General features: G+C 59.6%; 22 protein-coding genes. 7 read left to right on the top strand and 15 right to left on the bottom strand.

The annotated features are described in order from the left end of the window. Positions 1–54: 54 nt before the first annotated feature. The 3 genes from recX to pncC all read right to left on the bottom strand — a co-directional run bounded on the left by recX (position 55) and on the right by pncC (position 2,295). Positions 55–570, bottom strand: coding sequence for a recombination regulator RecX (recX, locus tag EDY99_RS00790; RefSeq protein ID WP_033641906.1), 516 nt, complete (start codon positions 568–570; stop codon positions 55–57). A gap of 60 nt (positions 571–630) precedes the next feature. Then, complete coding sequence (gene recA, locus EDY99_RS00785; protein WP_004932541.1) at positions 631–1,695, bottom strand: recombinase RecA; 1,065 nt, start codon at positions 1,693–1,695, stop codon at positions 631–633. A 111-nt stretch (positions 1,696–1,806) separates the two neighbouring features. Continuing rightward, positions 1,807–2,295 (bottom strand): nicotinamide-nucleotide amidase, encoded by a 489-nt coding sequence (gene pncC / locus EDY99_RS00780; RefSeq protein ID WP_033641905.1) that lies wholly within the window; start codon positions 2,293–2,295, stop codon positions 1,807–1,809. Between the two features lie 243 nt (positions 2,296–2,538). On the opposite strand from pncC, the gene EDY99_RS00775 reads away from it, so the two are divergent. After that, entirely contained in the window at positions 2,539–3,918 is a 1,380-nt protein-coding gene (locus EDY99_RS00775; RefSeq protein WP_033641904.1) for an MFS transporter, read from the top strand. A 9-nt stretch (positions 3,919–3,927) separates the two neighbouring features. On the opposite strand, the gene chbG is transcribed toward EDY99_RS00775, so the two are convergent. The 6 genes from chbG to EDY99_RS00745 all read right to left on the bottom strand — a co-directional run bounded on the left by chbG (position 3,928) and on the right by EDY99_RS00745 (position 10,133). Beyond that, positions 3,928–4,689 carry a chitin disaccharide deacetylase gene (gene chbG, locus EDY99_RS00770; RefSeq protein WP_033641902.1) on the bottom strand — a complete coding sequence of 254 codons (762 nt, stop codon included), beginning with the start codon at positions 4,687–4,689 and terminating at the stop codon, positions 3,928–3,930. A 148-nt stretch (positions 4,690–4,837) separates the two neighbouring features. After that, a complete protein-coding gene (chbR, locus tag EDY99_RS00765; protein WP_004932550.1) occupies positions 4,838–5,686 on the bottom strand; it encodes a transcriptional regulator ChbR in 849 nt (282 codons plus the stop codon). Between the two features lie 15 nt (positions 5,687–5,701). Further along, complete coding sequence (locus EDY99_RS00760; RefSeq protein WP_060659937.1) at positions 5,702–7,087, bottom strand: glycoside hydrolase family 1 protein; 1,386 nt, start codon at positions 7,085–7,087, stop codon at positions 5,702–5,704. 43 nt (positions 7,088–7,130) lie between these two features. Beyond that, on the bottom strand, positions 7,131–8,492 hold the full coding sequence (gene chbC / locus EDY99_RS00755; RefSeq protein ID WP_033641899.1) for a PTS N,N'-diacetylchitobiose transporter subunit IIC: 1,362 nt from the start codon (positions 8,490–8,492) through the stop codon (positions 7,131–7,133). A 12-nt stretch (positions 8,493–8,504) separates the two neighbouring features. Then, positions 8,505–8,822 carry a PTS sugar transporter subunit IIB gene (locus EDY99_RS00750; protein WP_004932561.1) on the bottom strand — a complete coding sequence of 106 codons (318 nt, stop codon included), beginning with the start codon at positions 8,820–8,822 and terminating at the stop codon, positions 8,505–8,507. 417 nt (positions 8,823–9,239) lie between these two features. Beyond that, positions 9,240–10,133 (bottom strand): LysR family transcriptional regulator, encoded by an 894-nt coding sequence (locus EDY99_RS00745; RefSeq protein ID WP_123061396.1) that lies wholly within the window; start codon positions 10,131–10,133, stop codon positions 9,240–9,242. 106 nt (positions 10,134–10,239) lie between these two features. Here EDY99_RS00745 and EDY99_RS00740 point away from each other — a divergent pair, with 106 nt between their 5' ends. The 5 genes from EDY99_RS00740 (at position 10,240) to EDY99_RS00725 (ending at position 13,859) form a co-directional block, all read left to right on the top strand. Further along, positions 10,240–11,040, top strand: coding sequence for an SDR family NAD(P)-dependent oxidoreductase (locus EDY99_RS00740; protein WP_049866646.1), 801 nt, complete (start codon positions 10,240–10,242; stop codon positions 11,038–11,040). A gap of 12 nt (positions 11,041–11,052) precedes the next feature. Next, entirely contained in the window at positions 11,053–12,024 is a 972-nt protein-coding gene (locus EDY99_RS00735) for an aldo/keto reductase (protein WP_033641894.1), read from the top strand. Positions 12,025–12,053: 29 nt separating this feature from the next. Then, entirely contained in the window at positions 12,054–12,875 is an 822-nt protein-coding gene (locus EDY99_RS00730) for a hypothetical protein (protein ID WP_232094646.1), read from the top strand. Further along, on the top strand, positions 12,862–13,047 hold the full coding sequence (locus EDY99_RS24740) for a hypothetical protein (RefSeq protein WP_232094645.1): 186 nt from the start codon (positions 12,862–12,864) through the stop codon (positions 13,045–13,047). Before EDY99_RS00730 ends, EDY99_RS24740 begins: the two co-directional genes overlap by 14 nt. Positions 13,048–13,241: 194 nt before the next feature. Then, positions 13,242–13,859 (top strand): Fic family protein, encoded by a 618-nt coding sequence (locus EDY99_RS00725; RefSeq protein ID WP_089191196.1) that lies wholly within the window; start codon positions 13,242–13,244, stop codon positions 13,857–13,859. Here the strand turns inward: EDY99_RS00725 and EDY99_RS24455 are convergent. Next, positions 13,856–14,023, bottom strand: coding sequence for a hypothetical protein (locus EDY99_RS24455; protein WP_164489250.1), 168 nt, complete (start codon positions 14,021–14,023; stop codon positions 13,856–13,858). The two genes, EDY99_RS00725 and EDY99_RS24455, sit on opposite strands and share 4 nt — an antisense overlap. Before the next feature lie 394 nt (positions 14,024–14,417). On the opposite strand from EDY99_RS24455, the gene mutS reads away from it, so the two are divergent. After that, a complete protein-coding gene (mutS, locus tag EDY99_RS00720; protein ID WP_033644194.1) occupies positions 14,418–16,973 on the top strand; it encodes a DNA mismatch repair protein MutS in 2,556 nt (851 codons plus the stop codon). A 79-nt stretch (positions 16,974–17,052) separates the two neighbouring features. Here mutS and rpoS read toward each other — a convergent pair whose 3' ends face one another. The 5 genes from rpoS to truD all read right to left on the bottom strand — a co-directional run bounded on the left by rpoS (position 17,053) and on the right by truD (position 21,838). Further along, the gene (gene rpoS, locus EDY99_RS00715; RefSeq protein WP_019455119.1) at positions 17,053–18,051 is read right to left on the bottom strand and encodes an RNA polymerase sigma factor RpoS; all 999 of its coding nucleotides are present in this window, start codon (positions 18,049–18,051) and stop codon (positions 17,053–17,055) included. Positions 18,052–18,105: 54 nt separating this feature from the next. After that, the gene (gene nlpD / locus EDY99_RS00710) at positions 18,106–19,104 is read right to left on the bottom strand and encodes a murein hydrolase activator NlpD (RefSeq protein WP_160880184.1); all 999 of its coding nucleotides are present in this window, start codon (positions 19,102–19,104) and stop codon (positions 18,106–18,108) included. Between the two features lie 325 nt (positions 19,105–19,429). Then, complete coding sequence (locus tag EDY99_RS00705; RefSeq protein WP_004932585.1) at positions 19,430–20,056, bottom strand: protein-L-isoaspartate(D-aspartate) O-methyltransferase; 627 nt, start codon at positions 20,054–20,056, stop codon at positions 19,430–19,432. Then, positions 20,050–20,811: a 5'/3'-nucleotidase SurE gene (surE, locus tag EDY99_RS00700; protein ID WP_060659942.1), complete on the bottom strand. Its 762-nt coding sequence runs from the start codon at positions 20,809–20,811 to the stop codon at positions 20,050–20,052. The genes EDY99_RS00705 and surE overlap by 7 nt, the downstream gene beginning before the upstream one ends. Then, positions 20,792–21,838, bottom strand: coding sequence for a tRNA pseudouridine(13) synthase TruD (gene truD, locus EDY99_RS00695; RefSeq protein ID WP_033641888.1), 1,047 nt, complete (start codon positions 21,836–21,838; stop codon positions 20,792–20,794). Before truD ends, surE begins: the two co-directional genes overlap by 20 nt.

The following is a 21,838-nucleotide window of genomic DNA, read 5'->3' as shown; positions in this document are numbered from 1 at the left end:
AAAAGTGGGGATAAGATAAATTTTCTTCAGAGGGAAGTAAAACCCCGTGTGCGCTCATTGCGCAAAATCACGGTAAATTGACTGAATTTCTTCTTGGAAGAAGCCGCGATAGAGCAGATAACGCTGCACTTTGGCTTTCTCTTTCCAGTCGGTTGGCAACGCATCGCCAAATTTTCGCTGCGCCACCTGTTTCGCCTGTTCGCACCAGTCGATATCGCATTCCGCCAACGCGTCCTGCACCAGCGCTTTATCCACGCCTTTTTGCATCAGTTCGCTGCGGATGCGCTGCGCGCCATAACCTTTGCGGCTGCGGCTGCCGATGTAGCTGTGGGCGAAACGCTTATCGTCCAGCCAGTTGTGCTGGTAACAGTAGACGATAACCTGATCGATCAGCGCGGGATCTACCGGCTCTTCGGCTACCGGCGGCGACGATGTCGGCGCATGCGGCCCCTTGCCGCCAAACCGGGCTTTCGCCACAAACGGCTGCGCCGCAAGTTTGCGGCGCAGTTCAGCTTCACTATGATCGCGTTGCGACAGCAGGCGCATGGCGCGGCTTAGCAAGTCATTCATCATTCAAGCCTGAATTCAGGGGATGTGCACCACATAAACGGCGGCGCACATCTTCAGCGATTAAAACTGCTCGCTGGTTTCCGCTTCGTCATCTTCGAAGTCGTCACCGGAGGCAGCCACCAGCTCACCGCCGCTGTGCAGCAGCAGGTCGCGCAGTTTCTTATCCAGCTCGGCGGCGATAGCCGGGTTTTCTTTCAGGAAGTTACAGGCGTTCGCCTTGCCCTGACCGATCTTCTCGCCGTTATAGCTGTACCAGGCGCCGGCTTTTTCGATCATCTTGTGCTTCACGCCCAGATCGACCAGCTCGCCACGGCTGTTGATGCCTTCGCCGTACATGATTTGGAACTCAGCCTGTTTGAACGGCGCAGCGATTTTGTTTTTCACCACTTTCACGCGGGTTTCGCTGCCCACCACTTCGTCGCCCTCTTTGATGGCGCCGATACGACGGATATCCAGACGCACCGAAGCATAGAACTTCAGAGCGTTACCACCGGTAGTGGTTTCCGGGTTGCCGAACATCACACCAATTTTCATACGGATCTGGTTGATGAAGATCAGCAGGGTATTGGCATTTTTCAGGTTGCCGGCCAGCTTACGCATCGCCTGGCTCATCATGCGCGCCGCCAACCCCATGTGCGAATCGCCGATTTCACCTTCGATTTCCGCCTTCGGCGTCAACGCCGCCACGGAATCGACGATGATGACGTCAACCGCGCCGGAACGGGTCAGCGCATCACAGATTTCCAGAGCCTGCTCGCCGGTGTCCGGCTGGGAGCACAGCAGGTTGTCGATATCGACGCCCAGCTTCTTCGCATAGATAGGATCCAGCGCGTGCTCGGCATCGATGAACGCACAGGTTTTGCCTTCGCGCTGCGCGGCGGCGATCACCTGCAGCGTCAGGGTGGTTTTACCGGACGATTCCGGGCCGTAGATTTCGACGATGCGGCCCATCGGCAGGCCGCCGGCGCCCAGAGCGATATCGAGTGACAGTGAGCCGGTGGAGATGGTTTCCACGTCCATGGAGCGGTCTTCACCCAGGCGCATGATGGAGCCTTTGCCGAACTGTTTCTCAATCTGGCCCAGTGCCGCAGCTAACGCCTTTTGCTTGTTCTCATCAATAGCCATTTTTGCTCCTTCGTTTCGCAATGCCGGTGTTACCCCACACTGCCACTGAATGTATGTTGTGCAGGAAATGTCACCAATTATACTGTATGGTCATACAGTATCAAGCCTAATTTACAAAAATTCGTCGATGGCGGTTTGCAGCGCGAAAATCGTCGCCTGCAGCCGCACCGCATCGCGGTCGCCCTCGAATTGCATCTTGCGCGACAGCCCCCGGCCATCGCTGCTGGCGAAGCCGAACCACACGGTGCCGACCGGCTTTTCCGCGCTGCCGCCGTCCGGGCCGGCGATGCCGCTCACCGACAGCGCCAGATCGGCCTGCGCCGCCCGCAGCGCCCCTATGGCCATCTCGCGCACCACCTCTTCGCTGACCGCGCCATGCGCCGCCAACGTCGCTTCGCTCACCCCCAGCAGATCATGCTTCGCCGCATTGCTGTAGGTCACGAATCCGCGATCGAAATAGGCAGAGCTGCCCGCGACATCGGTAATGGCCTTGGCGATGCCGCCGCCGGTGCAGGATTCCGCGCAGGTGATCCAGCGGCCCTGCGCCTTCAGTTTTTCCCCTGCCAGCACGCTGAGCCGGCGCAATTGGTTTTGACTCATAACCCCTCCCTCGCGAATTCAGGTATATGCGCCCGATAGTAGCATTTATCAAGGCGGCGCGGCGGCTGGCGCGCAGAAATGCGCAGCGCCTCGCAGGAGGTGCGGTTTTAAGCGCCCGGCCAAGCTGCTAGTATCAAAAGAAGCGCCCCATCGAGCGGCGGCGCACCAGCACAAGGAACATCACGGAGGCGGCACGCTGCGGCGGCGGCCTCAGGGCGCACCAGAAGAGATTAGGATGATAGAGTGAAAAAAACGTTGGGCGTATTTTTGCCGTTGTACACCACCACCCTGCTGCTGCTGTTGGGCTCAGGCCTGCTCACTACCTACGTCTCGCTGCGGCTGACCTCCATTCACGTCAGCAGCGCGCTGATCGGCGCCATCATCGCCGCCAACTACATCGGGCTGGTGATCGGCGGCAAGGTCGGCCACTTTCTCATCGCCCGCGTCGGGCATATCCGCGCCTACGTGGCCTGCGCCGGCATCATCACCGCCGCGGTGCTGGGCCACGGCCTGACGGAGTTCATTCCCGCCTGGGTCGCGCTGCGCCTGGTGATCGGCCTATGCATGATGTGTCAGTACATGGTGCTGGAGAGCTGGTTGAACGACCAGGCGGAATCCAACCAGCGCGGCATGGTGTTCGGCTTCTATATGGCGGCGACCTATCTCGGCATGTCGCTGGGCCAGATCGTGCTGATGCTGCAAAGCAATCTGGGCATCGCCACGCTGCTGGTGATCGCGCTGTGCTTCGCGCTCTGTCTGGTGCCGATCGCTCTGACTACCCGCACCAATGCGCGCCACATGTCGCCGGCGCCGATGGAACTGCGTTATTTTGTCGGCGCCATTCCCAAGGTGCTGGCCACCACGCTGGTGATCGGTATGGTCGTGGGCTCATTTTACGGACTGGCGCCGGTCTACGCCAGCCTGCAGTCCTTAACCACTCAGCAAACCGGCCTGTTCATGGCGCTCTCCATCTTCGCCGGGCTGGTGGCGCAATTCCCGCTCAGTTGGCTGTCGGATCGCTATAACCGCCCCTTGCTGATGCGCCTCAACGCCATTCTGCTGATCGTGGCGGCGCTGCCGCTGGCGCTGCTGCCGCACATCGATTTTCCGCTGCTGCTGGCGGTAGGATTCGTCGTCAGCATGCTGCAGTTTACGCTCTACCCGCTGGCGGTGGCGCTGGCCAACGATCTGATCGAGCCGGAGCGCCGCGTCTCGCTGGCCGCCTGTCTGCTGATGGCGTTCGGCGTCGGCGCCAGCATCGGGCCGTTGGCGGTCGGCGCGCTGATCGAGCCGCTTGGCGGCAATATTCTGTACGCCTTCTTCGCCCTGTGCGGCGTGCTGCTGGCAGCCCTGAGCCGGACGGCCAAAGCAGAGGAACCGCAGCTGGCGCAGGACGCGCCGGTGCCGCATATTGCACTGCCGGACAGCCTCGCCAGCTCGCCGCTGTCACCGGCGCTCAATCCAACCTTCGATGAGCAGATCATTCACGACACCATGCCGCCGCCGGAAGCGGCGCCCGATGTCGAGGAGCCGCAGCCCGAAGAACAGGAAGCGGAACCCTCAGCTCAGGGGGCGGATCCGGAAGAAGACACCGGTCTGAAAAAGGCGCACGCCATGCTGTAAATGACTGCGTTACAGATCCCGGAAAGAGCCCAGCAGAAAACCGCGTTCGGCGATCGCCGCTTTCAGCGTCGGCGCGGTCAACACATCCAGCTCGGCGAGGCGCGGATGGCAGTATTGGCTCTGCAGGATCGTCGCGTCGAGGAAGGCCGGGTGGCACATCATTTCCAATGACTCGGCGCCCTGCTCGTCGGCGCGCGCCAACCGCTGCAAGAACAAGGCTTCGGAAATCATTTCACCGTAGAATCCCGCGTCAAACGCGTCGGTGCTGCAGGGAGTCTGCAACGCAATGTCGCGCCGTTTCGCCTCTTCGCGATCGATGCGCAGCGGCAGATCATGCGCCAGCGCGAACGCCTCCACCAGCGGGTAAATCTGCGGCTGCATATGCACATGGTGGTGGCTGTCAATGTGCGTCGGCGGCCTGCCGAACAGCGTCACGAACCGCGCGAACTGGCGCTGCAGCTCTTCCTGAATCTCGTCCAGCGGCAGCTCGCCGGCCTCGGCGCGGCGCCACAGCCATTTGCCCAATTCGCCGCGCTCGTTGACCAGCGAAGGCATGGCGCCCAGCGGCCTGCCATGGGTCAAAACGAAGTGCAGCCCGATCGGCAATCCGGGATATTGCCGGCTGAGCGCTGCAGCATGCTCCGCGCCGCCGCCGTTCACCATTGCCGTGGTGGAGGAAACGACGCCATGCTGATACGCCTCGATAACGCCATAGTTCTGTCCTTTGCTCAGACCGAAATCGTCGGCATTCACGATCAGTAGTTTTTCCATAGTGGCTCCCGCGGGATGAATTTTTGGCAAGGGAGGGCCGACCGACCGGTGCGGCATTCCCCTTCGCTAAGATAAAAATCAAATGATTAACCGACCGGCGCCCTGAAGCTCATCGGCATATCGACGTTGATACTGATCGGGAGCGGCCCTAAAGAGGGCCGTAACACTTTTTTCGGTAGTTGCCTGGGGTCACGTCGGTGAGCCGCTTGAAGTTTTTAATGAACAGGCTGACATCGCCATAGCCGGAATCAAAGGCGATGTCGGAGACCGAATAGTTGGTGACCTCCAGCTGCGTCTTGGCGAAGTTGATGCGGATCTCATTGATCACCTGCATCGGCGTCTTCTGGTAGTAGCGCCGCATCGCCCGGGTCAGGTACTCCTGAGTTTTCCCCGACAGCGCCACCATGTTCGCCAACGCCCGCTCGCCGAACATCGCCTTGTCATGCATGCCGGCGAGGGTGTTCTTCAGCCACTGCGGGATATCATCGCCGCCGTCGGTGTCTTCTTTATAGTGACGAATACGGCTGATCACGTAGAAGGTCAGCGTTTCGAGAAATTCGGCGAAATCGTCCTCGCGAAACTGCGGCGAACTCACCACCGATTCGATATAGGCCAAAAACTCGCTTCTCAGGCTGTAGGCCTGCGAGGCGACAAAGCAGCGCGGCAGTTGCTGCAAATAGTGCTCTTCAAAGAACGCTTTGCTGACCGCCACGTTGAAGATTTTCGTCGCGCCGAACTCGTAAAAGCTCTGGTGGTAGGAGCCGATAGGGATAAAGACGAAATCCCCGCGTTCCAGCAGCACCCGCTTGCCGTTGATCTCCTGATAGCATTTGCCGCTCAGCACGATGGTGAATTCGTAATAGTCGTGCTGATGCAGCCCGGTGGCGCTTTCCACCTTGTTATAGATAAACAGGTGAAAGTCTTTGCAGTTAAAGAAATCCTGCTCGCGAATCAGCTTCACGTCGTTCGCACTCAGCGAAATTCGGTTATCGGACACGGCCCCGGCCTCCCGTTAGTCAAATCCGTTGCGTCTGGCCGCCTCGGCAAACCAGTAGCCGCTTTTTTTGATGGTGCGCCGCTGCTCCGCCCGATCCAGCCGCACCAGCCCATAACGATTCTTGTAGGCGTTCAGCCAGGACCAGCAGTCGATAAAGGTCCACAGATGATAGCCCTTGCACTGCGAGCCTTCCGCCAGCGCGCGGTGCAGCCACTTCAGGTGATCGCGAATAAACTCGATGCGGTAATCGTCCTCCACCCGCCCATCGGCGCCGATAAACGCCTCTTCGCCCTCAACGCCCATGCCGTTTTCGGAAATATAACAAGGCAGATTGCCGTAGTTCTCTTTTAGATCCATCAGAATGTCGTACAACCCCTTCTCATAGATCTCCCAGCCGCGATGCGGATTGATTTTGCGGCCCGGCATTGCATAGTAACTGAACAAGTCCTCCGGCAGCGCGATCGGCTCCCCGGCGCGGCGCCCTGCTTTCGCCTGTACCCTGCGCGGCTGGTAGTAGTTGACGCCGAGGATATCCACCACGCCGCCTTCGATCAGTTGCGCGTCCTGCGGTTCGCAGTAAGGCATCAGCCCATGCTGCGCCAACAGATGCAGCAACGCCGCCGGATAACGCCCTTTGGCGACCGGGTCGAGAAAGCTGCGATTGAGCAACAGATCGGCGTCGTGTGCCGCCTGCAGATCCTCCGGCGCGTCGGAGCGCGGATAGGTTGGGCTCAGGTTCAAAATGATGCCGATGCTCCCCGGCAGCCCCCGCGCTCTGAAACGCTGCACCGCCATGGCGTGCGCCAGCACGCTGTGATACGCCACGGTGACCGCCCGTTTGAAGTCCACCACGCAAGGGTAGTGCAAGTCATTCAGGTAACCGGCCTCTACCGGCACGATCGGCTCGTTGAAGGTGAACCAGTGGGTAACCCGATCGCCAAACAGGCCGAAGCAGATGTCGGCGTAACGCGCATAGGCGTCGATCACCGCCCGGCTTTCCCAGCCGCCGCGCTGCTGCATGCACAGCGGCATATCGAAGTGGTAGAGATTGATAAACGGGGTGATGCCCTGCGCCAACAGCTCGTCGATCATCGCGTTGTAGAATGCCGCCGCCTGCGGGTTCACCTCGCCGTCCCCGTCCGGGATCAGCCGTGACCACGAGATCGAGGTTCTGAAGGTATTGTGGCCCAGCGTTTTGAGCAGCCCGATATCGGTGCGGAAATGGTCATAAAAGGTCGAGGCCTCGGCCGGCCCCACCCGATCGTGAAAGCGCTCGGGCGCGATCTCGTACCAATAGTCGAAGATGTTGCGGCTCTTGCCGTCCCGCGCTGCCGCACCTTCAGACTGCGGCGCGGAGGTGGCGCTGCCCCACCAAAACCCGTCGGCAAATTGATATTCCATATTCGCGTCCCTCGCGGGGCGGCCGCGCCGCCCCGTTCCACAGTTAGAATTTCAGCGCCTTGGCGATGTCTTCTTCGCTTTCCGTCGCCGCGTCGATCTGGCTTTGCGCCTTGTTGGAAATCGCCACGAACGGCAGATAAATCACGGTGGCGACCGCCAGGTTGAACAAGCTCAGCAACAGGGCCATGATGCTGCCGTTGGTGTTGAAGAACGCTCCCAGGCCGACCGGCATGGTCCAAGGCGCGATGTTGGTGATCGGCGGGATCAGCCCGGAGTAGTAAGCCAGCGAGGTGATAAGGGTCAGCACCGGCTGAACCAGGATGAACGGAATGAACATCACCGGGTTCATGATCACCGGCAAACCGAACAGGATAGGTTCGTTGATCTGGAAAATGCCGGATGGCGTCGCCAGTTTGGCGACCTGGCGGTAATCTTCGCGGCGCGAGGCGATGAAGATGGCGATGATCAGGCCCAGCGTCGAACCGGTGCCGCCGAGGTAAATATAAGAGTCGACGAACGGTTTCGCCCACATGTGGAACTCTTTGCCGGCGGCCACCGCCGCCTCGACCGAACCGTATTTATTGTACAGCTCCACGTTTTCCAGCGCGAAAGGCGTCATGATGCCGCTGTCCAGCGCCGCCAGCGCCATGGAACCGTGTACCCCAAAGAACCACAGCAGCGAAGAGAAAAGCACGTATACCCAGCCCACCACGCTGCCCATCTTGGCCAGCGGCGCCGAAATGCCGTCCATGATGATCTGGTGGAAGTTGGTGCCCCAGTGCGCCAGCGCGAACGCCACCAGCCCCATGATGGAGAGGATGATGAAGCCGGGGATCAGCGCCGAGAAGGAGCGCGACACCGAAGCCGGCACGCTGTCCGGCAGGCTGATCACCCAGTTGCGCCGCACGATGAAGGCAAACATCTCAGCCACCGCCAGCCCGATCACCATACCGGAAATGATGTTGGCGCCGCCCAGCCAATTGGCGCCCACCGCATAGGCCTCGCCGACGTTGAACGGCGTGACGGTCATGAAGGCCGCCACCGCCAGCAACGCCGAGGCCAGGGGATCGACCTTGCGCTCTTCGGCCAGCGCCATGCTGATAAAGAACGGCGTCATCAGGGACATGATCCCCAACGTACCGTTGTAAACGCTGCCGCCAATACTCTTCAGGCTATTGAGCGTCTCGATGGTGGAGGCGTCCAATCGCACGCCCAGCGAATAGAAGAACGATCCCTCGCCAAAGCTCAGGAACACGTTGTTGATCAACACGAACATCGCCCCGGTCAAGGTCAGCGGCATCAGGCGGATAAAGCCGTTTTTGATGGCGTTGACGTGGGGCTGCTTACCGATTTTTACGGCGAAAGGCAGGATAACCTTCTCGAGCGAGGCAATGAGGGTATTCACGGCGGCCTCCTGTTATTGATTGGCTTTCTTGATGGCGGCCACCGCGGCCTTCAGCACGCCCAGCCCATCGACCTTGCCGTACAGCAGCGGATCGATGACTTCAACAGGTTTATTGGGCAACTGTTTCTGCACTTCCGGCAGGGTGTAGGCGATCTGCGGCCCCAGCAGGATCAGATCCGCTTCAACCCCCTTCTCCGCGGCCAGCGCTTCCGGATAGGCGGCGATGATCACCGGCACTTCATATTTTTCGGCCTGCGCCTTCATTTTTGATACCAACAGGGAAGTGGACATACCGGCAGAACAAAACAGATAGATTTTTTTCTTTTCCATACCAAGCACCTCAGATAATCAAAAAAACCCGGTGTTATTTGTATGCCAGATGCAATCACGATTGCTTCACGCACATTCCTTATGAAAATTTCCGTCACGTTGCCCTGGTTACAGACAGTATACGGAGCATGAAAAACGGATCGGTAAGCCAGAAGGAGACAGAACCGTCTCTCATTGACCTGATGGATTGACCCTCTTCACATTTCGCACAAAAAAATAGTGTGACCGGGCTCTCAAATAACCGATAAAAACTCAGAATATTCGTAATAAATAATCAAATAGCAATTATAAACAGCAAGTTATAAACTCGCTGAGAATTTAAGGGTTTATTTGCGCCCGAACAAACGGCGTGGGAATAAAAATAGTTCAAGCTTGATTCACCCACTGCCAACCGAACGCGATGGCAGGCGAAGAGGATTACGTGGGCAGACGCAGCAACTCAATCACCGTGGCCAGCGCCACGGAATGGTTTCTGCGGTTGGGGTAATAGAGGTAAAAACCGGGAAACGGCGCGCACCAATCGGCCAGCACCCGCCGCAGCCGCCCGCTCGCCAGGTATTCCTCTGCCTCCTGCTCGATGGCAAAAGCGATGCCGACGTTCGCCAGCGCCGCCTGCACCATCATCCTGCCGTCATCGAGTATCAACGGGCTGTTGACCGCCACGGAAAACCGCTGCTCCCCCTGCTGAAAGGCCCATTTGTAGCGCTCGCCTGAAGAAGCTTTGCGCCAACTGATGCAGCGATGCTGCAGTAAATCCTGCGGGTGCGTCGGTTCACCGTGCCGTTGAAAGTAATCCGGCGTGGCGACGATGGCAAAACGCAGATCCGGCGTCAGGCGCACCGCGCGCATATCGTTGTGCAGATCCTCGCCGAGCCGGATGCCAGCGTCAAAGCCTTGCTCGACGATGTTGGCGAACCCCTCGTCCGCCACCACTTCCAGCGTAATGCCGGGGTATTCGCTGGCCAGCCGTCCCAGATGCGGCACGATGGCGAGATCGATCGCCGAACGCGGCGCGTTGATACGCACCAGGCCGCGTGGCCCTTCGCGAAACGCATTCAGGCTCTCCAGCGCGGCGTCGATGTCGGTAAAAGCCGGCACCAGCTGCGCCAGCAGATGCTCTCCGGCCTCCGTCGGCGAGACGTTACGGGTGGTGCGGTTCAGCAGGCGAATGCCCACCTGCGCTTCAAGTTCGCGCAGGGTGTGGGTCAGCGTCGGCGGCGTCACGCCCAATCGGGCGGCGGCGCGGCGGAAGCTGCGTTCACTGGCGATAGCCACGAAGGCCGCCAGGCCGGACAGTTCGGGTTTCTTCATGCTATTGATATAAATTATCTAATAGTGAGATGAATTTTTAGCGGATAGTTATCCGTCATCTAACAACATAGCATTGCGATCGAACCCATTACCAGGTATCGATGCGATGATTAATGCTACAGCTCCAACCCATGAAACGCCGCGCCGTCTGGCGGGCAAAGTCGTACTGGTGAGCGGCGGCGGCACCGGCATCGGCCGCGCCGCCGCGCTGGCCTATGCCCGCGAAGGCGCCAACGTGGCGCTGGCCGGCCGGCGCGCGGCGGAGATCGAAGCCACGGCGCGCGATATCGCGCTGGCTGGCGGCGATGCCCTGCCCATCGTGACCGACGTCTCCCAAGAAGACGATATCCGCCGGCTACTCGCCGCGGTGACCGCCCACTACGGCCGGCTCGACGTCGCTTTCAACAACGCCGGCATCATCGGCAACTTCGCCCCCATCACCGAACAGAGCAGCGAGGATTTTGACCGGGTGATTGCCATTAACCTCAGAGGCGTCTGGCTGGCGATGAAATACGAGATTGAAACCTTCCTGGCTCAGCGGTCGGGCGGCGTGATCATCAACACCTCCTCCTGGCTGACCCACGGCGCGCTGGCCGGCTCATCCAGCTACTCCGCCAGCAAAGGGGCGCTCGATGCGATGATCCGCGCGGTAGCGCTCGAATACAGCGGCCAGGGCATCCGCGTCAACAACATCAACCCCGGCATCATCGACACGCCGATGGCGCGCGGCAGCGTAGCCGACAGCGCGGCGTTCGCGCCCTTTATCGCCCATACGCCCGCCGGCCGCCTGGGCGAATCGGAAGACATCGGCGATGTGGCGCTGTGGTTGGCGACGGACGAGGCCCGCTTCATCACCGGCCAAAGCCTGCTGGTGGACGGCGGTTACACCATCGCCGGCATGCGCTGAGGAGATGATGCCATGAACTACGTTCGGCTTGGCGACAGCGGCCTGAAAGTGTCTCGTCTCTGCCTAGGCTGCATGACCTATGGCGATCCGGCCTGGCGCCCCTGGGTGCTGAAGGAAGATGAAGCGCGCCCCTTTATCCGCGAAGCGCTGGAAGCGGGCATCAATTTTTTCGATACCGCCAACATTTACTCCGGCGGAGAAAGCGAGCGCATTCTCGGCCGCGCCCTGAAGGCGTTCGCCCGCCGCGAAGACGTGGTGATCGCCACCAAGGCCTACTTTCCAATGGACGCGCAGCCGAACAGCCGAGGGCTGTCGCGCAAGCACCTGCTGCACAGCGTCGACGCCTCTTTGCAGCGGTTGGGGACGGATTACCTCGATCTGTTTGTGCTGCACCGCTTCGACACCGAAACGCCGATCGAAGAAACCGCCGACACCCTCGACGGCCTGGTACGGGCGGGCAAGATTCGCTATCTCGGCGCCTCCTCGCTGCACGCCTGGCGCCTGATGAAAATGCTGGCCTTTCAGCGTCAGCACCGCCTGGCGCCGTTTATTTCGCTGCAAGGCCAATACAACCTGGTGACGCGTGAAGATGAAGAGGAGCTGATCCCCCTGTGTCTGGAGGAGGGGCTCAGCCTGACGCCCTGGTCGCCGCTGGCCCGCGGCGTGCTGGCCGGTTCCGGCAACGCCGGCACGCTGCGCGCCGCCACCGACGAACAGGCGCCCCGTTGGTACGGCGGCAGAAACGAAGTAGAACGCACCGTCGCAGCGGTAGCGGAGGTGGCGGCCACGCGCGGCGTTCCACCGGCGCAGATCGCGCTGGCCTGGCTGCTGGCCAAACCCGGCGTGGCGTCACCGCTGGTGGGCATGTCCAAGCCGCACCATCTACAGGATGCGCTAGCGGCGCTTAATCTCAGCTTATCGCCGCAAGACGTGGCCGCGCTGGAGGCGCCGATGGCGCACGCTGCCCGCCCCGATCGCTGGTAGCCCCTTTTCCGTCATTCCAGGAGAGAAACATGTCATATGTGCTTACCGCGCGAGCAGCGTTGTTCACCCTCGCCGCCGCACTCCCCCTGACCACTCCGGCGCAGGCCGCCGCCAATACCCACTGCGCCGAAAGCAGCATGACGCTGCCGCCCGGCGCGCTTTATCCCAACGGCATCGCCCGCGCGGCGGACGGCACGCTGTATGTCGGGCTGATCACCAGCGGCAACGTGCTGCGCAAGCGGCCGGGTAAAGCGTGGGAAACCTTTTTCCCTGGCGCTGACACGGTGTTCGCCTCAAACGCGCTGCGGCTGGACGAACGGCGCGGGTTGCTATGGGGCAATTCGCCGGACTTCCTTTCCGGCGGCAAATCGCGCGCCAACCGCATCTATGCGCTGAACGTCGCCGATGGCACGCTCAACCGCAGCCTGGCGCTGCCGACGGGGGAAATGGGCAACGATATCGTGCTCGGCACAGACGGTACGGTGTACGTGACAGAAACCCGAGGCGGCGGCATCCTGCGCCTGCGGCCGGGCGAAGCGGCATTCAGTACGCTGTTTCAGGATGCGCGGTTGGCGGCTCCGAGCGGGCTGGGCGCGGCCGGGATCGTGCTGCTCGACGATCGGCTGATGGCTGTCGCCAATTTCGGCACCGGTAAGCTTTACACTCTCAGCTATCACGATCCAAAGCCGCAGCTGACGGAAATGCAGCTGCCGCGCCTGATTGAAAACCCGGACGGGAATGGGATTGGCGCCGGACGGCGCATTGATCGTGCTGGAGAACGGGATCCAGAGCGGCCAAGGGCGGATCCTGCGGATCGCGTTGCCAAAAGCGACCGGCATGCATCGGATTGAGGTCTTGCGCGAAGGCATGGAGTCGCCGGTCAACCTGACTATCACCCCACAAGGCTGCGCCTTCGTCAGCGAGTCGCGCATCCGCCACCGCCTGCTGCCCGGCCATGAAACCGAAGTGCCCGACAGCTTCCGCATCTATCAACTGCCCTTGCCTCTCACCGCCGCGCAATAACCTCTACGCCGCCTCAGCGGGCGGCCACTCGCGTTGTATCGTTAACATCCAATAAATTGAAACTATTTACTTCGATGCCATTAATCATACTTATGATTAATCCTAACTTAACAACCTGATTTTAATTAAATTGTTCCGCCGCGTATCGCTGATTATACTTGCCTTATCTCCCGCCTCATTTACCGAGCGTAAGCATGAGCCGATACCATGTTTCCAGCAGCGAAGGCCAATATGAGAAAGAATCCGGCGAGCAAGTTCTAGCCAACAAGCTGGGTATTGCCGATAGCAATGAACTCGACGATGCCGAATTGGTATTGCTGGAACAGCTCTACCATTCCGTTTTCGAACAGCATTTTCCGTTAGGGAAAATCACAGTCGAGATGATCAAGGGCTGGCATCGCCGCTGGTTAGGCAATATCTATGCATGGGCTGGACAAGCAAGAACTGTCAATATCAGCAAAGGGGGCTTTATGTTTGCCCCTTCGACGCGATTGCCCAAACTACTGGACGATTTCGAGGTGGAATACCTGGCTCGTTACACACCTTGCTCAGCCATGAGCGAAGAACAGCTGATAGAAGCGATTGCAATAATCCATGTTGAACTGATACTCATACATCCCTTCAGAGAAGGGAATGGCCGTTTGTCACGGCTGTTGGCCGATGTGATGGCGGTTCAGGGCGGGCATAAACCGTTGGATTATCAAAGCTGGGAACAAAACAGAGCCCAATATATCTCAGCGATTCACTCAGGTATGAACATGAACTACGAACCGATGAAACACTGGGTCAGTCAAGCACTAAGAAGGTATTAGGCAAGGCGTAAATGAGCAAATTTTTTACGCGCTTCTTCTAAAGAAGCTTCAACTCTGGCTGAGGGTTGACCTGTTTCAACCGCCGTTGATGTCGCCACGGAACGCACAATGTCCGTACGGGACGGCTTAGCATAACCCACCTGCACTTTTTTGCTGTTACTCATGACAACCTCTGTTCGCAAATTTGCTGAAGACATTATATCAAGGAATGTACAGGACTTCATTCCCTTGCCTCTCACTCCCGAGCAATAGCTTCACCACCACTCCGGGCGGCCACTTGCGTTGTTGCCCGCAGGCGAACAACAATCTCACCGCGTTACAAACCCGTCTTGCGCAGCGCTTCCCATTTTTACCTGTGACAGCCGATTGCCCGCTGGGCTAGTATAAGCGTCTGTGCAAACCTCAGGTTTGAGTGCGCCGTTTGGCGTTTTGATGATTTGATTTGCGCCGCCCGCCAAGCGCTGAGTGGGGCGACGCCTGCTGAAACAATGTGATAGCGAATGACGACAATGAAAATCACAGTTCCCTTTACATTCAATGGATTGGAAAAATAATCGCATGAATAGCACCGATAAACTCGATTCGCACACGCCGATGATGCAGCAGTACCTGCGCCTCAAGGCCCAGCATCCTGAAATCCTGCTGTTCTACCGCATGGGTGACTTCTACGAGCTGTTTTACGACGACGCCAAGCGCGCTTCCCAACTGCTGGATATCTCGTTGACCAAACGCGGCGCCTCGGCGGGCGAGCCGATCCCGATGGCCGGCGTGCCGCACCACGCGGTGGAGAACTACCTGGCCAAGCTGGTTCAACTCGGCGAATCCGTCGCCATCTGTGAACAGATCGGCGATCCGGCCACCAGTAAAGGGCCGGTCGAGCGCAAAGTGGTACGCATCGTCACCCCCGGCACCATCACCGACGAAGCGCTGCTGCAAGAGCGCCAGGACAACCTGCTGGCGGCGATCTGGCAGGATGCGCGCGGCTTCGGTTACGCCACGCTGGACGTGAGCTCCGGCCGCTTCCGCGTCGCCGAGCCGCAGGATCTAGAGACCATGGCCGCCGAGCTGCAGCGCACCAATCCGGCCGAGCTGCTCTACCCGGAAACCTTCGAACAAATGGCGCTGATCGAACAACGCCACGGCCTGCGCCGCCGTCCGCTGTGGGAATTCGAACTGGAGACCGCACGCCAACAACTCAACCTGCAGTTCGGCACCCGCGATTTGACCGGCTTCGGCGTCGAGCAGGCGCATCAGGCGCTGCGCGCCGCCGGCTGTCTGTTGCAGTACGTGAAAGATACCCAGCGCACTTCGCTGCCGCACATTCGCGGCATCACCATGGAGCGTCAGCAGGACGGCATCATCATGGACGCCGCCACCCGCCGCAACCTGGAGCTGACGCAGAGCCTGTCCGGCGGCAGCGACAACACGCTGGCGGCGATCCTCGATCGCACAGTCACGCCGATGGGCAGCCGCATGCTGAAACGCTGGCTGCACATGCCGACCCGAGACATCAAGGTGCTGACCGCCCGCCAGCAGGCGATCGGCGCATTGCAGGAACGGTTCGCCGATCTGCAGCCTTCGCTGCGCCAGGTGGGCGATCAGGAGCGAATTTTGGCGCGCCTGGCGCTGCGCACTGCGCGTCCGCGCGATCTGGCCCGCATGCGTCATGCTTTCCAGCAACTGCCGGACATCCGCGCGCTGCTGCAAGATGTGGATACGCCGCATGTGCAGCAACTGCTATCTCAGGTAGGCCAGTTCGACGAGCTGCGCGAACTGCTGGAACGCGCGATCGTTGAATCGCCGCCGGTGCTGGTGCGCGATGGCGGCGTGATCGCCCCCGGTTACAACAGCGAGCTGGACGAGTGGCGCGCGCTGGCCGACGGCGCCAGCGACTACCTCGATCGGCTGGAGATCCGCGAACGTGAAAAGCTGGGGCTGGATACGCTCAAAGTCGGCTTCAACGGCGTACACGGCTACTACATCCAGGTGAGCCGCGGCCAGAGCCACCTGGTGCCGATCCACTATGTACGTCGCCAGACGCTGAAAAACGCCGAGCGCTACATCATCCCGGAATTGAAAGAGTACGAAGACAAGGTACTCACCTCCAAGGGCAAAGCGCTGGCGATCGAGAAAAGCCTGTACGACGAGCTGTTCGATCTGCTGCTGCCGCACCTGGCGGAACTGCAACAAAGCGCCGCCGCGCTGGCCGAGCTGGACGTGCTGGCCAACCTGGCCGAGCGCGCCGACACCCTGAACTACGCCTGCCCGGTCATGAGCGAACAACCGGGGATCCGCATTACCGAAGGCCGCCACCCGGTGGTGGAGCAGGTGCTGAGCGAACCGTTTATCTCCAACCCGCTCTCCCTGTCGCCACAGCGCCGCATGCTGATCATCACCGGTCCGAACATGGGCGGTAAAAGTACCTATATGCGGCAAACGGCGCTGATTGTGCTGATGGCGCACATCGGCAGCTACGTTCCGGCTGCCAAAGCCACCATCGGCCCGGTGGATCGCATCTTCACCCGCGTCGGCGCGGCGGACGATCTGGCTTCCGGCCGTTCCACCTTCATGGTGGAGATGACCGAAACCGCCAATATTCTTCACAACGCCACCGAGCACAGCCTGGTGTTGATGGATGAAATCGGCCGTGGCACCTCCACCTACGACGGCCTGTCGCTGGCCTGGGCCTGCGCCGAGAACCTGGCCAACCGCATCAAAGCGATGACGCTGTTCGCCACCCACTACTTCGAGCTGACGACGCTGCCGGAAAAAATGGAAGGCGTGGTCAATGTGCATCTGGACGCGCTTGAGCACGGCGACACCATCGCTTTTATGCACAGCGTGCAGGACGGTGCCGCCAGCAAAAGCTACGGCCTGGCGGTCGCCGCGCTGGCCGGCGTGCCGCGCGACGTCATCAAGCGCGCCCGCCAAAAGCTGCGCGAGCTGGAATCCATCTCCAGCCACACCGCGTCGGGCAGCGTTGATGCCACCCAGATGACGCTGTTGCAGGAAGAGACTTCGCCGGCGGTAGAAGCCCTGGAGGCGCTGGATCCGGATTCCCTGTCGCCGCGCCAGGCGCTGGAATGGATCTACCGGCTGAAAAATATGGTGTAGTCAGACGCCAAACGCGGGCATAAAAAAACGGTGAGCATCATGCTCACCGTTTTTATTTGATGCGGTTCAACAACCGGCGTTATTCGCGGAACAGCGCCTCAATGCTCAGGCCCTGCATCTGCAGAATCTCACGCAGGCGACGCAGACCTTCAACCTGAATCTGACGGACGCGTTCACGCGTCAGGCCAATCTCCCGGCCCACGTCTTCCAGCGTCGCCGCTTCATAGCCCAGCAGGCCGAAACGACGCGCCAACACTTCACGCTGTTTGGCGTTCAGTTCGAACAGCCATTTGACGATGCTTTGCTTCATATCGTCGTCTTGCGTGGTGTCTTCAGGCCCGTTGTCCTTCTCGTCGGCCAGAATGTCCAGCAGCGCTTTCTCCGAATCCCCGCCCAACGGCGTATCCACCGAGGTGATGCGCTCATTCAGGCGCAGCATGCGGCTGACGTCATCCACCGGCTTGTCGAGTTGCTCGGCAATCTCTTCAGCGCTCGGTTCATGATCCAGTTTATGGGAAAGCTCGCGCGCGGTGCGCAGATAAACATTCAGTTCTTTGACGATATGGATAGGCAAACGAATGGTGCGGGTTTGGTTCATGATCGCCCGTTCAATCGTCTGACGGATCCACCAGGTTGCGTAAGTGGAGAAACGGAAACCGCGTTCCGGGTCGAATTTTTCCACCGCGCGGATCAGACCGAGGTTACCCTCTTCGATCAGATCCAGCAGCGCCAGACCGCGGTTGCTGTAGCGGCGGGCGATTTTCACCACCAGCCGCAGGTTGCTTTCAATCATGCGACGGCGGGACGGCACGTCACCGCGCAGAGCACGCCGCGCAAAATAGACCTCTTCCTCTGCGGTCAACAGAGGTGAATAACCGATCTCACCCAGATAGAGCTGCGTCGCATCCAATACGCGTTGCGTAACGCCTTGAGACAACAGCTCTTCTTCCGCTAAATCGTTCTCGCTGGCCTCTTCTTCTACCAGCGCTTTTTCATCAAACGACTCAGCCTCAGCTCCATTCTCGTCGAAATCCGCATCATCATGTAACTCGTTAACTTTCAGCGTATTTTGGCTCATATGCTGCTCCTACCCGTGATACCGCGAGCAGAATCTCAGCGTATTCTGCCCAATCTATCGCTGCGGAAGATAACGCAGCGGGTTTACGGATTTCCCCTTGTAACGAATTTCAAAATGCAAACGTACTGAACTGGTACCGGAGCTACCCATGGTGGCTATTTTTTGACCCGCCTTCACTTCTTGTTGTTCCCGGACCAGCATTGTGTCGTTATGAGCGTAGGCGCTCAGGTAATCATCATTATGTTTGATGATGATTAGATTACCGTAACCCCGTAAAGCGTTGCCTGCATACACTACGCGACCATCGGCGGTAGCGAAGATAGGCTGCCCACGGGAACCGGCGATATCGACGCCCTTATTCCCACCTTCTGATGAGGAAAAGTTATCAATAATCTTGCCGTCAGTCGGCCATCTCCAGGTACTGACCGGAGCGCTGTTGCTGACGGTGCTGCTCACTGGTGGAGCGGCTTCCGGTGCGGTAACAGGCGCAGTCGCGGTCCCAACCGCTACGGCGCCCGCTGCAGGTAACATCTTACCTACATTCTGTTTACCCGAGTTTTCAGAATACGCGTTAGTTGATTGAGAATCAACCGTTGCCGTCTGGATCTGGGTGCTGGAAGGTGGCTTCGGAACACCGCCTTTGGTCGCGTCAGTCGTCGCCAGCATACCGCCGCCGCCATTGGCAGAACCATTACCAAGTTGAATGGTTTGGCCAACATTCAGGCTGTAAGGCTCGGGAATATTGTTGCGCTGCGCCAGGTCGCGGAAATCGTTGCCGGTGATCCAGGCGATGTAAAACAGCGTATCACCGCGCTTGACCGTATAGGTGTCGCCGCCGCTGTAGCTCCCTTTAGGGATAGCGTTATAACTGCGGTTATAGACAATGCGGCCCTCTGGGCTGGCCTGCTGCGCTCCGCCATTATTATTGCCGGATGGAACGGCGCCGCCGCCGCCCACGCTGCTGATAGGGGCTGACGTCGAGGCCGTGTTTGTACAACCCGCCAACCACAAACTTACCATCGTACACACCGCAACCCGGCGTAACGTAATCATTGGGCTTCCCGTGCTCATGCTTCCCCCATGACAGCAATATCAGTGATATATCCAAAATACCCTTTACATCGTAGCCGAGCTTTTGCCACTTCCCAGTTTCTGCGATGTAAAGGCGCCGCCGGCCGATCCCTGAACGCCAGGTCATCTCCCGCCGGAGCATCAAAACGCGCGCCAATGCTAACCACATTGGCGTCACCGCACCATAAGACAACTACGTAGAAAGGCCAATTCTAGTGAAAATTAGCCTGATTGGAACGAGAAAACCTTATCCGCACGTGATGAAAGTGCAACAGATTTTTCAGACGGTCGAAAAATCAGACAATCGCTAGGCCAATTCGCCTTTCACCAGCGGCACAAAGCGCACCGCCTCTACCGCGTCGACCACGAAATCGTTGCCATGGCGCTGAATGCGTTTGAGGGTTTGGGCCTGCTCGCCCACCGGCAACACCAAAATGCCGCCGTCGTCCAACTGCTCAACCAGCGCCTGCGGGATCTCCGGCGGCGCGGCAGTGACGATGATCGCATCGAACGGGCCGCGCGACGCCCAGCCCTGCCAGCCGTCGCCGTGGCGAGTGGAAACATTATGAAGGTCGAGCTGCTTCAGGCGGCGCTTGGCCTGCCACTGCAGCCCCTTGATGCGCTCGACGGAACAAACGTGTTGCACCAGATGCGCCAGGATGGCGGTTTGATAACCGGAACCGGTGCCGATCTCAAGCACCCGTGAAGTAGGCTTCAGATTCAGCAGCTCGGTCATCCGCGCCACCATATAAGGCTGAGAAATAGTCTGGCCGGAACCGATCGGTAATGCAGTGTTTTCGTAGGCTTTATGATCCAGCGCTTCGTCGACAAAACGCTCGCGCGGCACCGCTTCGATCGCTCGCAGCAGCTTTTCGTCCCGGATCCCTTGCTGACGCAGCTGCGTCAGCAATGTTTGCATACGCTTGTTCACCATTCCCCGCTAACCTCTGCCTTGGTTAACCATGTTTTCACGACTTCCTGCGCCGCGTAGGCGGTCAGATCCACCTGTAGCGGCGTGATCGCCACATAGCCTTGTTCCACCGCCGCAAAGTCGGTATCCGGCCCGACATCAAATTTATCACCAGGCGGCCCGATCCAGTAGAGATTTTGTCCACGCGGATCCTGCTGGCAGAAGACCTTATCGGCGGGATGGCGGCTGCCACAGCGAGTGACGCGCAGTCCTTTGATCTCCACCAGCGGCAAATCCGGCACGTTGATATTCAGGATTTTTCCGGTGCGTAACGGTTCACGCTGCAGCGCACGCAAGATGCGGCAGGTAATGGCCGCTGCAGTCGCGTAGTGTTGGTGACCGTTCAGCGACACCGCCAGCGCGGGCAGCCCCAGGTGCCGGCCCTCCATCGCCGCCGCGACGGTGCCGGAATAGATGACGTCATCGCCTAAATTCGGTCCGGCGTTAATGCCGGAGACCACGATATCCGGCGCAGGGCGCATCAATGCGTTGACGCCAAGATAAACGCAGTCGGTCGGCGTCCCCTGCAGCACCGCGATATCGCCGTTGGCCAGCGTCTGCGTGCGCAGCGGCGACTCCAGCGTCAGGGCATTGGAAGAACCGCTGCGGTTACGATCCGGCGCCACGACCTGCACCTCGGCAAACTCCCGCAGCGCCGCCGCCAGCACCTGAATGCCCGGGGCGCTGACGCCGTCATCGTTACTCAGCAATATCCGCATCACTGTTATCCTGCTGCATGATTTCGCGAACCACGCTGGTAGCAAAGCTGCCTGCCGGCAACCAGAAGCGCAGTTCCACGGTAACGTCATCCCACCAGTTCCACTGCAAATTTTGCGGCTGCAACAGCAGGGCCCGGCGAGCGGGTTCGACACGCTCGCGCTTTAAAAGCGTAAGCAATTCCGGTTGTTCCGCCAAGCATTGTTGTTCAAAAGCCAAGGCTTGGCCGGCGGTGCCTGGCTCTCCGTCGCCCGGCAAGGAGGCCGTGATCGCCAGCTCGCCGGCATCCAGCCGCTGTTGCAACGTCTCCAGCTCATCGGCTTTGGCGACGAACCAGCTACCGCGGCCGCTCAACTGCAGGGCATCCCCTTCCAGCACGGTGCGCTGCAGGCCGTCGGCCAGGCGCCGGCCGGCTATCAGATTGAACAGCGCACTGCGGCTGGCGGAAAGGTAGAAGCTGCGCTTGCTGCGCTCTTTAACGCGGATTTCGTCGTTCGCCCAGCGGCGCGCCATCACCAGATTGTTGCCGCCGCGGCCGAAGCGTTGGCTGCCGAAATAGTTTGGCACGCCCTGCGCGGCGATAGCCTGCAGGCGGCGCTCAACGTCCTGACGATCGGAAATCTGGCGCAGCACCAGCGTAAAGTGGTTGCCCTTCAGATTGCCGATGCGCATTTTGCGCAGGTGGCGGGCGAACGAGAGCACCTCGCAGCCTTCCAGCGCAAACTGTGAGAAATCCGGCGTGTCTTTGCCCGGCATATGCAGGCAGAACCACTGTTCGGTCACCGCGTGGCGATCCTTCAAGCCCGCATAGCTGACGGAACGGGCGTGAATACCGGCGAAGCGCGCCAGATAGTCGGCCACGAACTGGGTATTGCAGCCGTTTTTACGGATGTTCACCAGCACATGCTCGCCTTCGCCGTCCGGCGCAAAGCCCAGGTCTTCCACCACCACGAAGTCTTCCGGATTGGCTTTCAACACCCCGGTGCTCTGCGGCTGGCCATGCAGCCAGGTCAGATTCGCCATATCCAT

Source organism: Serratia sp. LS-1 (assembly GCF_003719595.1).
Lineage (GTDB): Bacteria > Pseudomonadota > Gammaproteobacteria > Enterobacterales > Enterobacteriaceae > Serratia > Serratia ureilytica.
The sequence above is the reverse complement of the archived record's forward strand: the minus strand, read 5'-3'. Positions and strand labels throughout refer to the sequence as shown.